At 71.6% G+C, this 789-nt stretch carries 2 protein-coding genes; both read left to right on the plus strand.

Translation table 11 applies throughout. The features are described from left to right. The coding region (locus N1F89_RS20610; protein WP_290086378.1) for an ABC transporter permease subunit at positions 1-188 on the plus strand (188 nt) is incomplete at its 5' end. Then, positions 185-789 (plus strand): ABC transporter permease (locus tag N1F89_RS20615; protein ID WP_290086379.1); only part of this gene is annotated, 605 nt, incomplete at its 3' end. The genes N1F89_RS20610 and N1F89_RS20615, both read left to right, overlap by 4 nt.

A 789-nucleotide genomic window follows, 5' to 3' on the forward strand; every position in this document is an offset into this window, starting at 1 on the left:
TCGAGACGGTGTTCAACTGGCCGGGCATGGGCCGGCTCGCCTTCGATTCCATCCTGCGGCGCGACTATCCGACGGTGATGGGCGTGCTGTTCTTCTCGGCCGTCATGGTCGTCGTGGCCAACATCGTGACGGACCTGTCTTACCGGCTCGCCGATCCGCGCATCGCCTCGGGAGGGCGCAAGGCATGACTGTCGACACGGCAGGGCGCGAGCGGCCGGCCGCGGCCGCGCCTGTCGCGGCCTCGAGCCCGCTGGCCGAGGCGTGGCAGAACTTCCGGCGCAACCGGCCGGCCGTCGTCGGCCTGGTGCTCTTGTCGGCGATCGTCGCGCTCGTCCTCTACGGCACCTTCGCCTATCCGCACGACCCGCACGACATCGTCTGGGCGCCGCTGACGCCGCCCGGCAGCGCGGCCGGTTTTCCGCTCGGCACCGACTATCTCGGCCGCGACGTGCTGGCCGGCATGCTGACCGGCGGCGGGCCGACGCTGGTGGCCGGTGCCGCGGCCGCGCTCATCACCGTCGTGATCGGCGTCACGGTCGGCGCGCTGGCCGGCTTCTTCGGCGGCTGGGTCGACAACGTGCTGATGCGGCTGACGGAGTTCTTCCAGGTGCTGCCGGCGCTGCTGTTCGCCATGGTGCTGGTCACGCTGTTCTCCGCCTCGCTCGTCACCATCGCGCTGGCGATCGGCGTCGTCTCCTGGCCGCAGATGGCGCGGCTCACCCGGGCCGAGTTCCTGAGGATCCGCGAGCTCGAATACGTCACCGCCGCGCGCGCCGTCGGCGCGCGCGA

Origin of the sequence: Aquibium sp. A9E412 (genome assembly GCF_030398335.1) — a bacterium.
In the GTDB taxonomy this organism is placed as follows: Bacteria; Pseudomonadota; Alphaproteobacteria; order Rhizobiales; family Rhizobiaceae; genus A9E412.